The sequence below is a fragment of the Marinomonas spartinae genome (genome assembly GCF_016461715.1).
In the GTDB taxonomy this organism is placed as follows: domain Bacteria; phylum Pseudomonadota; class Gammaproteobacteria; order Pseudomonadales; family Marinomonadaceae; genus Marinomonas; species Marinomonas spartinae_A.
Genome location: NZ_JAEMUI010000002.1, coordinates 129072 through 141613, shown reverse-complemented (window position 1 = coordinate 141613; position 12542 = coordinate 129072). Strand labels below are relative to the sequence as shown.

Annotated in this window: 12 protein-coding genes; 7 read left to right on the top strand and 5 right to left on the bottom strand. The window is 44.2% G+C overall.

Annotated features, from left to right (window positions below; translation table 11 throughout):
• Nucleotides 1–22: 22 nt before the first annotated feature.
• The 3 genes from JHD45_RS02540 to rlmKL all read right to left on the bottom strand — a co-directional run bounded on the left by JHD45_RS02540 (nucleotide 23) and on the right by rlmKL (nucleotide 3582).
• Nucleotides 23–283 carry a formyltetrahydrofolate deformylase gene (locus JHD45_RS02540; protein WP_199474630.1) on the bottom strand — a complete coding sequence of 87 codons (261 nt, stop codon included), beginning with the start codon at nucleotides 281–283 and terminating at the stop codon, nucleotides 23–25.
• Nucleotides 284–451: 168 nt separating this feature from the next.
• On the bottom strand, nucleotides 452–1309 hold the full coding sequence (gene purU, locus JHD45_RS02535) for a formyltetrahydrofolate deformylase (RefSeq protein WP_199474629.1): 858 nt from the start codon (nucleotides 1307–1309) through the stop codon (nucleotides 452–454).
• A gap of 98 nt (nucleotides 1310–1407) precedes the next feature.
• Nucleotides 1408–3582 carry a bifunctional 23S rRNA (guanine(2069)-N(7))-methyltransferase RlmK/23S rRNA (guanine(2445)-N(2))-methyltransferase RlmL gene (gene rlmKL, locus JHD45_RS02530; protein ID WP_199474628.1) on the bottom strand — a complete coding sequence of 725 codons (2175 nt, stop codon included), beginning with the start codon at nucleotides 3580–3582 and terminating at the stop codon, nucleotides 1408–1410.
• Nucleotides 3583–3702: 120 nt separating this feature from the next.
• On the opposite strand from rlmKL, the gene rmf reads away from it, so the two are divergent.
• Nucleotides 3703–3912 (top strand): ribosome modulation factor, encoded by a 210-nt coding sequence (gene rmf, locus JHD45_RS02525; RefSeq protein WP_199474627.1) that lies wholly within the window; start codon nucleotides 3703–3705, stop codon nucleotides 3910–3912.
• Nucleotides 3913–4064: 152 nt separating this feature from the next.
• Here rmf and JHD45_RS02520 read toward each other — a convergent pair whose 3' ends face one another.
• Nucleotides 4065–5105, bottom strand: a complete 1041-nt coding sequence (locus JHD45_RS02520) for a quinone-dependent dihydroorotate dehydrogenase (protein WP_199474626.1) — start codon at nucleotides 5103–5105, stop codon at nucleotides 4065–4067.
• Between the two features lie 40 nt (nucleotides 5106–5145).
• On the bottom strand, nucleotides 5146–5367 hold the full coding sequence (locus tag JHD45_RS02515; protein WP_199474625.1) for a DUF2835 domain-containing protein: 222 nt from the start codon (nucleotides 5365–5367) through the stop codon (nucleotides 5146–5148).
• A gap of 129 nt (nucleotides 5368–5496) precedes the next feature.
• Here JHD45_RS02515 and JHD45_RS02510 point away from each other — a divergent pair, with 129 nt between their 5' ends.
• From JHD45_RS02510 to JHD45_RS02485, 6 genes are read left to right on the top strand one after another with little or no spacing between them, the layout of a single operon-like run.
• A complete protein-coding gene (locus JHD45_RS02510) occupies nucleotides 5497–6465 on the top strand; it encodes an AAA family ATPase (RefSeq protein WP_199474624.1) in 969 nt (322 codons plus the stop codon).
• An 8-nt stretch (nucleotides 6466–6473) separates the two neighbouring features.
• The gene (locus JHD45_RS02505; protein WP_199474623.1) at nucleotides 6474–7382 is read left to right on the top strand and encodes a DUF58 domain-containing protein; all 909 of its coding nucleotides are present in this window, start codon (nucleotides 6474–6476) and stop codon (nucleotides 7380–7382) included.
• On the top strand, nucleotides 7382–7858 hold the full coding sequence (locus tag JHD45_RS02500; RefSeq protein ID WP_199474622.1) for a DUF4381 domain-containing protein: 477 nt from the start codon (nucleotides 7382–7384) through the stop codon (nucleotides 7856–7858). Before JHD45_RS02505 ends, JHD45_RS02500 begins: the two co-directional genes overlap by 1 nt.
• Nucleotides 7851–8864 (top strand): vWA domain-containing protein, encoded by a 1014-nt coding sequence (locus tag JHD45_RS02495; protein WP_199474621.1) that lies wholly within the window; start codon nucleotides 7851–7853, stop codon nucleotides 8862–8864. Before JHD45_RS02500 ends, JHD45_RS02495 begins: the two co-directional genes overlap by 8 nt.
• Entirely contained in the window at nucleotides 8861–10672 is a 1812-nt protein-coding gene (locus JHD45_RS02490) for a vWA domain-containing protein (RefSeq protein ID WP_199474620.1), read from the top strand. Before JHD45_RS02495 ends, JHD45_RS02490 begins: the two co-directional genes overlap by 4 nt.
• Nucleotides 10666–12498, top strand: a complete 1833-nt coding sequence (locus JHD45_RS02485; protein WP_199474619.1) for a BatD family protein — start codon at nucleotides 10666–10668, stop codon at nucleotides 12496–12498. Before JHD45_RS02490 ends, JHD45_RS02485 begins: the two co-directional genes overlap by 7 nt.
• The last annotated feature ends 44 nt before the right edge of the window (nucleotides 12499–12542 follow it).

Here is a 12542-nt window from a genome sequence, read left to right as displayed (position 1 = left end):
AACGGGTCGAGCTCACTAAGGATTAATGTCGAGTATGCTTGCTGCGCACAGGAGAACACATTTTTTTTCTGTGCTCGACAAACTCATCACTCAATTCATAGTCCCCTTGTGTGGTGTATTTCAGAGCCCCTCGGTTGACCAGTGCCTCCAATGTTTTTGGCAACACTTTCTGACGCTTATCACCTTTTACAAAGAAAAACTGCTCTTCCATCTGAACGACCTCGAAACCTGATTCCAAATAACCGACGCATAAGTTTTGAGTTGGTGTTAGCTTAAGCTTCATAACGCTCCCCTCATAAGCTGTCTATTTTTGAACCACTTGAACTTAACTATAGACAATATTTTACAGAACAAAAAGTGAACAACAAGAAACTACATTTATCCTTGGGGGCTTACATAAAAAAAGAAGGCGCTTGGCCTTCTTTTTTTAATAACTATCAATGAGATAGAATTAATCAGCAAACACAATGGTTTTATTGCCGTGGACGATTACTCGATCTTCCAAGTGGTATCGCAGACCTCGAGACAACACAAGCTTTTCAATGTCTTTACCTAGGCGCACCATATCCGTCGCTGTATGACTATGTCGGACACGAATAACATCTTGCTCGATGATTGGACCGGCATCCAGATCAGCAGTGACATAATGACAGGTTGCTCCAATCAATTTCACACCACGTACTGCCGCTTGATGGTAAGGCTTCGCCCCAATAAAAGAAGGCAAGAAGCTATGATGAATGTTGATAACCTTATGTTGATATTTTTGACACAAAAATTCAGGGAAAATTTGCATATAACGCGCCAACACAATAGTGTCTGCCCGTGCCTCATCAATACATTTCTCAATCTGATGAAAGGCAGGCATCTTATCTTCTTTCGGCACAGGAATGCAGTAATAAGGAATGTTATACCATTCTACCATAGAACGCAGGGATTCATGGTTAGCAATCACCCCAACAATCTCACAGTTCAACTCTCCAGTATGCCAACGGTGCATAATGTCGTTTAAACAATGGGATTCTTTGGTGGCCAACAACATGACTTTAGGAAGCGCTTCGCTGTCTTTAACATACCAGTTCATCTCAAATTCTTCGGCGATCGGTGCAAACTCTTCACGAAATGTCGCCACATCAACCGATAACGATTCCGCATCAATCTCATGACGCATAAAAAACCATTTAGATTCTTGATCCGTGTGATGGCTGGCTTCTGTTATCGATCCTTTACGCTCATTCAAGAACTGAGACACGGCCGCAACAATCCCGATACGGTCGGGACAACTAATAACAAGACGAAATGTTTTCTTCATACTAAAACTTATAAAACCTTTAAATACGTATCACTAGAGCTCTATACAGCTCGTCATTTTAATGGACAAAATATCACTTTGCTCATCGAAGACCTAACTTAGCCTTCAGAACGATGACGAAGAATCCAACATTGGTGGATTTTCGTATTTCGTTCGAAATCTGGGTCCATGCTTAACTTGGTAATATTCTGCACAGAAAATTCCTCTTCAATATCCTTATCCAAGACAAAACGGCGATAGTTATTTGAGAAAATTAGCTCACCGTCTTTCGCTAAGCGCGCCATTGCTAAGCGCAATAATTCCCCATGGTCCCGTTGAATATCCAGGATCTCTGACATTTTTTTCGAGTTAGAAAAGGTAGGAGGATCCATAAAAATTAAATCAAATTCATCGTTACTATGACGCAACCATTCAATACAGTCGGCCCGTTCAACCTTATGATCACGTTCAGAGAATTCGTTTAGCTCGATATTACGCCGCGCCCACTCGGTATAAGTGTTAGACATGTCGACACTTAAACTACTGCGGGCACCCCCTTCCCCTGCATGGACCGAAGCCGATGCGGTATAACAAAACAAATTCAAAAACCGTTTACCATTGGCGCGGTCTTGTATTAGTTTCCGTACTGGACGATGATCCAAGAATAAACCCGTATCCAGATAATCTTTCAGATTAACAATAAACTCACAACCGTACTCCTTGACGATTATCTCATGATTAGACTGATCTAGTTTTTCATATTGTGCTTTACCGGTTTGTTTTTGGCGGTGCTTCACAATCACATTGGCTTCCGCAATATTAAGTGCCGTGGGAATAGACGATACCACTTCAAACAATCGCTGTGTCGCTTTTTCCGGATCAACACTTTTGGGCGCCTTATACTCTTGAACGTGCGCCCAATCCTGATAAACATCAATAGCAACTGCGTATTCAGGCATATCAGCATCATAAACCCGGTAACACTCGATATTATTTTTTTCGACCCATTTTTTCAGTTTTTTGGCGTTCTTCTGCAAACGGTTAGCAAACATTTGCGCGCCTGGAGTCATAATAGATTGCGCCACCGCATCTTCTTTGATATAGCCATCCAGCAACGGGAATCGATAGGCACGACATTCTAAACCACCATTGATCACTCGGGTACTTTTCTCGGGGCGCACCGGAATTTGACGTGCCAAATGGTCATTGCTGGTTAGCATCATAAACTGCCAACCACGCACATGCGTCACAACCCACTCACCTAATTGGCGATACAAGGCAATCAGCGCCATTTCATCCCCCAATCGCTCACCGTAAGGAGGGTTACAAATAACTAATCCGGGCTTTTCTTGCTCAATGACAAAGTCATGCTGCTGGAAAGATGCCATGGATACATCAATCACGCCCACCAGCCCAGCACGCTTAATGTTCTCCCGAGACGCGGCAATGGCACGCTGCTCCCGATCCGTACCCTGGAAACGAATACCCAATTCAGCAGGATCTTTCTTGCGGTTTTTGGCAAAATCCATCAATTGTTGCCACAAACGATGATCGTGCTGCTTCCAACCTTTGAACCCCCAGTAACCTCGGCGTAAACCTGGCGCCATATCGAGTGACATCATCGCCGCTTCGACTAAGAAGGTTCCAGAACCACACATGGGATCAATCAATTGCGTTAACCCACAATCACGGTTCCAATCCGCTCGGAGCAGCAACCCTGCGGCAAGATTTTCTTTAAGCGGCGCCATAGAGCCTTGTTGACGATAATCACGGCGGTGCATGCTGTCACCCGACAGATCAATACTGACGGTCACAATATCACGCTTAATCCGAATGGAAATACGTATATCTGGTTGTACTTTTTCGACATTGGGACGTTCACCCGAAAGCGCCACAAAATAATCAGCTATCGCATCTTTCGCACGAACTGAACCAAATTGCGTATTACGAATATGGTGGTTTGTTCCATGACAATCGATGGCAATGGTATTCGCTGCCGTCATATGGTCAGACCACTCAATCGCCTTTACGCCTTCATAAAGGTCATCAGCTGATTCCATCTTAAAATTGGCAACGGGCAACATAACCCGCGTGGCCACTCGAGACCAAAGACAAGCCTTATACATACCTTCTAAGTCGGTCGTCAATTTGACTTGGGCCTCGCCTAGACGAGTACCCATCAGACCTTCACTGTGCAGCTCTTGCTCAAGCACATTCTCTAATCCCAGTGGGCAGGTTATCTCTAAGTGGTACGTCTGACCGACGGTATCCACGGTTTCTACTTGTGTGTTCATTTTTTAATTACTTTTTTAAACGTTCTATAAATGTGTTAGAGCAAAGAGTTTTTAGACAATCCATCAATTCTCTACTAGTTTCAAAGTTCAACATGGAAAAGAATAAGAGGAAAAAAACTAATGAAGAAGCAGAAAAGAGATCTTCATCATCGCGCTTACATCCGTGGCTACCGTGCAGGGATGGCAGGCAAAACAAAAGGCCTTTCAATGCAATACCATGAAAATACCCGTCCTCATTGGCTCGCTGGATGGCGCGAAGGACGTGAAGACATGTGGAGTGGCTTAACTCCCGTTGAAGGCACCCACAAAACATTCAGCATGGTACATTAATTTTTTCGTTATTCTGATGTGGTATCACAATGAGCAAATCAAAAAAGCTCTTATAAAAAGCAGGCGGGTCGATCCCGCCTGTTTTTTTATGACTCTACTTATATCTGAGACATTGTCGCCATAATAAGCGAGCAACTGCCTCTATCTCTATCTTATCTACCCAATCGTAACTCTCGGTAGTATGCGTCCGTACTGGCGACCACCTCTTTAATTAACTCTGGCCCTTGATAAATGAATCCAGAGTAGAGTTGCACTAACTGAGCGCCAGCTTGAAGTTTCTCTATAGCATCATCACCGCTTGAGATTCCCCCCACCCCGATAATGGGTAAGGCACCTTTAAGGCGCTCTGCTAAAACATGAACCACATGAGTAGAAGCCTCACGGACAGGAACACCACTTAACCCTCCCGCTTCGTTTGCAAATCGATGACCTTGAACGGCCTCACGAGATAAAGTGGTATTGGTTGCAATAATACCGTCCACTCCCTGCTCTACTAACGTATCCGCCACTAACTTAATTTCATCATCTGTCATATCTGGAGCAATTTTCACGGCCAAAGGAACACGCTTACCGTGCTGATCTTGGTAACGATCTCTGGCCAGAACAAGCGGGTTAATCAATTGCGCCAGACTGTCTCCAAATTGCAGGCTACGCAGCCCAGGCGTGTTCGGCGAACTAATATTAGCAGTAATGTAATCAGCATAAGGCACCACTTGCTCGAAACAAGTCAAATAATCCGTTGCAGCCTCTTCCACCGACGTGGTTAAGTTTTTACCGATGTTCACCCCAAGAACACCTGGATAACGATGGGATTTAATACGTGACACCATATGATCGACACCTTTGTTATTGAATCCCATGCGATTAATAATGGCATCGTACTCTGGTAGACGAAACAATCGTGGTTTGGGGTTACCTGACTGCCCTTTTGGCGTCACAGTACCGACTTCAACAAAGCCAAAACCCAGTGCGCCAAGCGCTTCAAACGCATCGGCATTTTTATCCAATCCAGCCGCTAACCCTACCGCATTAGGAAAACGCAACCCCATCACATCAATTGGTTGAGAGGAAGGTAAACCATCAAAAAACCTCGTTAATCCCAACCGACTACTCGCTGTTAAAAGATCCAATGATAATTCATGGGACACTTCAGGATCTAACTTGAAGAGTAGTGCTCGAGCAAGGTGATACATAGACAAGGCTCCTAACCGTGTTAAGTCTAAAATGGGCGGGCTAACGCATTCGCGTTATAGCCACTAACTTATGTTGATCATCGAATTCTACGTCAAAAACCCCATCAATGCCTCCATGAGTAACAAAGCGCCGAAAAGCAGATAAAGGTAACTGAACTTTACGCCCATCTAGACTATGTGCCACGACATTCTTGGCTTGTCCTGAATACAAAGTCTGGTATTGTAATGCGCTCAATGTCACTTCTACGACAATGTTTGCCAATTTTCTTTCCTATGCTTACGCTACTCTTACAACTAACGCCTTGTATGTAAAGTTTTGAATCCGATAAGATGGTACGCATTATATTGTGTTGACACCTTTTTTGACAGAAGTATGAGGTACTTAGGTTCGATGGAATCAGTAATTGAAAGATTAAAAGATCACCTTAATCACGCCGTTATCGGTCAACCAGACTTAACTCAAGAATTACTGATTGCACTCATTGCAAACGGCCATGTATTACTTGAAGGGCCTCCAGGTATCGCCAAAACCACCGCCGCTAAAGCGCTTGCAGGTGCCATTGACTGTCGTTTTCAACGCATCCAGTTCACCCCTGACCTACTGCCTGGCGATGTGACAGGCTCAGATATTTATCAGCAGGAAACCGGGCAGTTTACCTTTATTGCTGGCCCTATTATGAATGAAGTCGTTCTAGCCGATGAAATCAACCGAGCCCCCGCAAAAGTACAATCAGCCCTACTTGAGGCCATGGGAGAGAACCAGGTCACGGTTGGCAATCACAGCTACCCACTACCGCCTCTTTTCTTTGTGATTGCTACGCAAAACCCCATTGAACAGGAAGGAACCTATCCACTACCAGAAGCTCAACTTGACCGCTTCCTACTAAAAATAAAGTTAGGTTATCCCAGTGCGGAAAGCGAATTAGAAGTGCTTCGACTCGTCCGCCAACAAGATCAACACAAAACGCTCGCCACCACGACGAAGGCCCTTTGTACACCAACTGATATCTTAGCTCTACAACAAAAAGCCTTGTCACTTTATATGTCAGAATCTGTCGAACATTATATCGTACAGCTGGTCATGGCGACTCGTCATCCGGAGCACTACTTAGGACTCAGTCCAAATGGTGAAAGCTTAATTGATTTTGGGGCCAGCCCACGAGCCACTCTTGCATTAGATCGCTGCGCTCGCGCAAACGCCCTATTAAATAGTCGTGACTTTGTCACACCCGACGATGTAAGAGAAGTCGCCTTACCGGTTCTCCGCCACCGTGTTATCACATCATTTGAGGCACAAGCGAGCGGCATTTCAACAGACGAATTACTCACACGGTTAATTAACCATGTACCTGCTTTATAATTTTTGCCATGAATCCATTATTATCGCCTGATTCACCAGAACTTGAAGAAACGGATTTTGCCCTGTTGGCCCATTATGCAAAACATCTAGGGCGCGCCAACAAAGCAACACGCTTTACGCTTAAGAATGGTGAGCGTCGCTCCAATCAAAAAGGGCACGGCATGGAAATGCTAGAGCTGAGACAATATCAACCCAGCGATGATTTAAGACACATTGACTGGCGGGTCACCGCTCGAACTGGCCACGCGCATACCCGCGTCTACAGTCAAGAAAATGATCATCAACGTTTATTATTTTTAGGGTTATCGCAAACAGCGTATTTTAGTACACGCCATACGTTTATTTCAACTCGGTTAAGCCAGCTCGCAGGCATCATCGCTTGGCGTAGTGAACAGCAAGGCGACAAACTGTCATATCGCTTCATGTTTGGCAACGAAAGTCATGAACAAAGCGGAAAACGCTCCATTCATCAACTTCTCTCTCACTTAGCCACTGCCACCCAAATAAAAAATCGCCAATATGAACCGAGCATTGCCTGTTGGCATCGTTCGGCCATCACGGCCAAGGCTCATAATAGAGATGTCATCATTTTAACTGACAAGAATCATTGGAACGAAAAAGAGCAACTTTCCTTATGGCAATTAGCCAAACATAATCGAGTCCATTGGGTACAAATTTTCGATCACCATGCATTTGAGCTCCCACCAGGTGAATACCGTTTTGCTGATGCCGATGGCCCCAAGACCATCCAAGTAACGAAAAAAAGCACTGAACAAGCCAAAAAAGACTTCTTCGAAGACAATGCTAGATTGCGAAAAAAATTGGCCTCCATCGGCATTCGCCATCAACTGTTTGATATTAGCGAATCCCCTGAAAAAATTGCTAAATACCTGCTTGATCAAGGAGCATTGCGCTAATGACACCGACAAGCACACCGCTTGAACTGCCTCATAAAGGATACTTATTACCCGAAGCCATCCCCATGTGGCCACCAGCATGGTGGACGTGGTTGGTAGTTGCCTTCGTGATTATCGCCCTGCTTAGCGCTATTTTACTGTTACTTAAAAGGCGCAGTAAAAGAAAGTATCGCCAAGAAGCAATGAACTCTCTCAAAAAAAACAGTGATAACTTGAATGATAAAGAACTCATTATTGCCTGCCACGAGCTCATTCGTCGCTGTCTGATAAGCGAAAACAAAGTCAGCCAAGCCGCTCTCCCTTCACACGCGTTAATCGCACAATTAGACAGCACCTTACCAAAAAAGCGACGTTTTGATCAGCTGGGAGAGGATTTTATTAACGGCCTGTACCGCGCAGAAGTGTCACTAACACCTGAACAAAAAACAACCATGATCCGTTTAACTTGTTATTGGATAAGGAAGCACCGTGTTTGAATTGACTTGGCCTTGGTTTCTTTGCCTTCTTCCTGTCCCGATTATATTTTATTTTTTGCCTAAGGTGGCCAAGAAAGATCAGGCTATTTGGTTCCCCAATGCCCACTACTTGCAAAATCATGAAGAAAAACGTCCCAGTAAACATGCTATTCGCTTACCACTAATATTCTTATTACTCGCATGGGTATGCCTTGTAGTTGGTATAGCCAGACCCGTATGGCTAGGCGCCCCTACGCAAGTGATCCCCTCCGGAAGAGATATCATGATTGCCCTAGATTTATCCGGCAGTATGCAAGTTAAAGACATGCAATTAAACAACCAACCTGTAGACCGATTAACCGCTGAAAAATGGGTGTTATCTAACTTTATCAAAAAGCGCCACGGTGATCGCATTGGCTTAATCGTATTTGGCACCAAAGCCTACCTAGAAGCGCCTTTTAGCTTCGACACAAAGACCATTAATCAGTTAGTGCAGCAAACTCAAATTGGCTTTGCAGGACAACAAACCGCCATTGGCGATGCTATTGGCTTGGCCATTAAACGCATGGAAAACAAACCGGATGATAAAAAAGTGCTCATCCTTATGACGGATGGGGCCAACACCGCCGGACAAGTCAATCCAGAACAAGCAGCTGACTTCGCAGCCTCACAACACCTAAAAATCTACACCATTGGCATAGGTGCCGATAGCATGGTCGTACAAGGCTTTTTCGGTCCAGAAACCGTTAACCCATCCAGCGATTTGGATGAAAAACTATTGAAAAGCATTGCTCATAAAACAGGTGGACAATTCTTCCGCGCCAGAAACACCCAAGATTTAAAACGTATCTATGCGGACATCAGCAAACTTGAGCCAACGAAAGCGCAACCTATCTGGCAGCGCCCTATCACCAGTTATTTTCACTGGCTAGGTCTGGCGTCACTCGTCTTTTTTGCCCTGACTTTACTCACAAGTGGCAAACTTTCCCTCAGCCGATTTAAGTCAAGCATGAGGAAACGTCCATGAATATATTATCCATGATTCATTTAGAACGCCCCTACTGGCTGCTTCTGCTACCATTAATCTGGTTATTGTTTTTCCTGATCCGGTATAAAAACACAGGTAGCTACACCCTCAACAAAGCCATTGATCAAAACTTGCTTGTTCACCTAGAACAGTCCGAACAACCAAGCCAAATAAATAAATGGCTAGGCTTACTTTCTATCTCTTTATGCGTAATCGGACTAGCAGGTATAAGCTGGGTGAAAGCTCCTTCAATGATGTTTGAGTCCAGTAGTAAAACAATTTTCGTAATTGACCAATCTCTTTCCATGTATGCAAGAGACATCCAGCCCAATCGTCAAACACTGTTAATACAAACCGTTCGCGACATTTTAGGGCAAAGCAAAGACGGTAATATCTCTTTAGTGGCATTTGCGGGAGATGCTTACACCATTACCCCATTCAGCCAAGATAAAAATACCATCACACACTTTTTACTGGCCCTAGAGCCCATCATTATGCCTGTTTACGGAAGTAATCTGACCAGTGGCGTCAAAGATGCACTTTCACTCATCCCCAATAAAAAAACAGCAGCGCATCTCATTATTTTGACCGATAGTTTGGACGAAAAGGATCAAAAGACCATTCCATCTCTTTTGGCTGGTCGCAACCTTCATACAGACTTAATCGCAATTGGCACCCAGAAAGGCGGGACTGTCCTATTACCCAATGGACAAATACTGACAGCAGACGGAAAGAATGTCATTCCACACACGCCTGTTGATCAATTAAGGGCGTTTGCTAAAACAATACACGCACACTTTTATCACGGCCGTTTAACGCCCGCACAGTTAACAGCCATTACGCAAAACACCGACCAACACGCAAAAGATCAACAAGCGGATAATCGAAGCTTTCACTGGATCGATCAAGGTCATTGGTTTGCATTCCCTTTTCTGCTGTGGCTCGCCTTTCAGTTTCGTCGTGGCATGCTCTTAACGCTGATGTTGGCAGTCTTTTTGCTCCCATCCAACAAAGCAAGTGCCTCACCATTAGATTGGTTCAAAACCCCAGATCAGCTAGGCCAAGAAGCCGCCAATCACGATCAATGGAAAAAAGCGAACCAATATTTTCAGCAGCCAGATTGGAAAGCGGCATCCGAATATGCCTTGGGAAAATACGACCAAGCAGCCAGCACACTGTCCAACGTCAGCAAAAGCGCCGCTGACTTTTACAATCTCGGCAATGCACTTGCCCTATCAGGCAAACTGCAGCCCGCAATCGATGCTTATAAAAGAGCGCTAGAGCTCAACCCCAACATGAAAGACGCTCAAGACAATCTAAAATATCTGGAGAAACAAAAAAAGCAGCAGCAGTCAAAAAGCGCCAATCAGAAAAAGCAATCCAATAAAAAGTCTTCATCAAACAAAAACAGTTCATCTGATAAGAATAACTCATCAGATAAGAACAACTCATCAGATAAAAAGCATTCGAACACCAAGCAAAACCATCCATCTAAGCAAACAACACCGCCTCATTCATCGGATAAAACCACCTCTGATTCAGCCGCAAAAAAACATAAGAAAAGTCCTGAAAAACAAGACAAAAAGCCATCGTCTGAGGATAATAAGCAAGCGTCTGAAAAAAAGCAGCAGCAACAGGAATCCGCTAAAGCTGAACTCAATAGAGAGCAGAAACAAGCCTTAAAACAATGGCTAAGACAAATACAAGACAATCCTGGCACACTATTGCAACGCAAACTGTGGTATTTACATCAAGAAAAGAACCACGAAAACTACACCAATCAAGAGGATGGGATTAACCCATGGTAATGAAGCAGTTTTATTTTTTTATGTTCGCCTTAAGCAGAAAAATGTACTGTGCTCTGGCAACACTGCTTATTACGGGATTATTTTCTTTGGCGTTACCAGCTTATGCAGATAGTGTAACCGCCTCTCTTGATAAAAATGTCGTGACCGAGAACGATATCGTTCAACTGACCATAAGAGCCGATTTCACCAACACTGGTAACGGTCCGGATCTCACGCCATTAAAAAAAGACTTCGACATTGTTAGCCAAAGCCAAAGCAGTCAATTTAGCTTTAACCTAGGCAGTAACACAGCCATGAGTTACTGGGTCATTTCACTCATGCCAAAGTCTGTCGGAACCTTTACCATTCCGCCGATAAAAATTGGCCAATATGCTTCTCAACCTCTTACACTGACCGTCAAAAACGCGCCTGAACTGTTAGATAAAAACGGCAATCCTCCGGTGATGCTGAAAACACAAGTTTCATCAGACAATCCATATTTGCAACAGCAAGTCATTTTCACAATGAAGCTGTATACATCCGTACCACTTAGTAATGCCAACATTTCTGTGCCCTCTAACCCTGATTTAATTTTCGAACAACTCACAGATGATCAAAGCGAATTCAAGGAGATTAACGGCACTCGCTACCAAGTGCTCACTCGCAAATATCTCGCTTTTCCACAAAGAAGTGGGCAAATCACCATCGCCCCACAAACCATGCAAGCCATGATGCAAATGGGAGCTGGGCAACGTATTGTTAGAATTCAAAGCCAACCTATTAACTTGCAGGTCTTACCCATTCCACCCAGCTATACGAACGATAACTGGCTGCCAAGTGAAGGCGTTACCATCAACACCAAGCTAGAAAAACCCAAAGATACTGTTCGTGTAGGGGATACGGTCATTTGGACGATTAATATTGACGCGAAAGATGCGTTGCCAGAACAAATCCCCCAGCTGACGTTCAATAGCACCAAAGCCTACAAGCTCTATCCTGAGCCTGCGACATTTAGCAGCCAAAAGAATGACAATGGCATCATTGGCCATCAGACCATTAAAATTCAAGTTGTTCCCACACAAAAGGGCACAATTAAGTTACCCGATGTTTCCGTCACCTACTGGGATACCAACAAGCGCATTGAAAAAACCGTGACGCAAAGCACACCAGAATTGACCGTTGTCCCCTTACCAACAAGCGCAAGTGCAACAACAAACAATGGCACCCAAAAGCCAAAGGCACTCGACAATCCTCTGCCACCACAATCGCGCTCTGTTGCTCCTATATCTTTGACCAAGCTTGAAAACGATCAAGCCAATCCATCAGATGACACCCCCAAACCCATACACACTCAATTAGTAAAAGAGCAGAATGAGGTCAATTGGCGCCTATATGGCATTATTGGCTTGTCTATTTTGCTTACTCTGCTACTGCTGGCCTGTCTGTTACTATTTTGGAAAAAGAAAAAATCAAAAGACGACGAGGCCAATGTACCGACACTGAAAGAATTCGCGCCATTAACCAGTAGCGATGAAAAAAGCGCCTTTGAAAGCTTGATTGAATGTTGTCGACAAGACAATATTACCGAACTAAGATCACATCTTTTGGAGTGGGCTCGCCATCGCTGGGGGGACGAACAAATCCGCAGTATAGAAGACATAAAACGTCTTGCAGGGTCCGTCACATTGACGCAGCTCTTAATGGAGGCAGAACTGATGCTATACTCAAATCAGGCGACTCACCAATGGCAAGGGAACTCACTCGCTGAAGCACTAGAAGAGTATCAAACAGGGCAACCTAAAAAAACTCAAGCCAGTCAGCTTAAGACACTCTACCCAAACTTTTAAGTCATTGGCTTTTATTACGTATTCATGAAGAAAACAGACGGAGA

What these genes read in the sequence shown, in the direction of transcription:
- purU (WP_199474629.1), bottom strand. Translation starts at nt 1,309, where the DNA reads ATGAAGAAAACATTTCGTCTTGTTATTAGTTGTCCCGACCGTATCGGG.
- JHD45_RS02490 (WP_199474620.1), top strand. Translation starts at nt 8,861, where the DNA reads ATGAATATATTATCCATGATTCATTTAGAACGCCCCTACTGGCTGCTT.
- JHD45_RS02520 (WP_199474626.1), bottom strand. Translation starts at nt 5,105, where the DNA reads ATGTATCACCTTGCTCGAGCACTACTCTTCAAGTTAGATCCTGAAGTG.
- rmf (WP_199474627.1), top strand. Translation starts at nt 3,703, where the DNA reads ATGAAGAAGCAGAAAAGAGATCTTCATCATCGCGCTTACATCCGTGGC.
- JHD45_RS02540 (WP_199474630.1), bottom strand. Translation starts at nt 283, where the DNA reads ATGAAGCTTAAGCTAACACCAACTCAAAACTTATGCGTCGGTTATTTG.
- rlmKL (WP_199474628.1), bottom strand. Translation starts at nt 3,582, where the DNA reads ATGAACACACAAGTAGAAACCGTGGATACCGTCGGTCAGACGTACCAC.
- JHD45_RS02505 (WP_199474623.1), top strand. Translation starts at nt 6,474, where the DNA reads ATGAATCCATTATTATCGCCTGATTCACCAGAACTTGAAGAAACGGAT.
- JHD45_RS02510 (WP_199474624.1), top strand. Translation starts at nt 5,497, where the DNA reads ATGGAATCAGTAATTGAAAGATTAAAAGATCACCTTAATCACGCCGTT.
- JHD45_RS02485 (WP_199474619.1), top strand. Translation starts at nt 10,666, where the DNA reads ATGGTAATGAAGCAGTTTTATTTTTTTATGTTCGCCTTAAGCAGAAAA.
- JHD45_RS02500 (WP_199474622.1), top strand. Translation starts at nt 7,382, where the DNA reads ATGACACCGACAAGCACACCGCTTGAACTGCCTCATAAAGGATACTTA.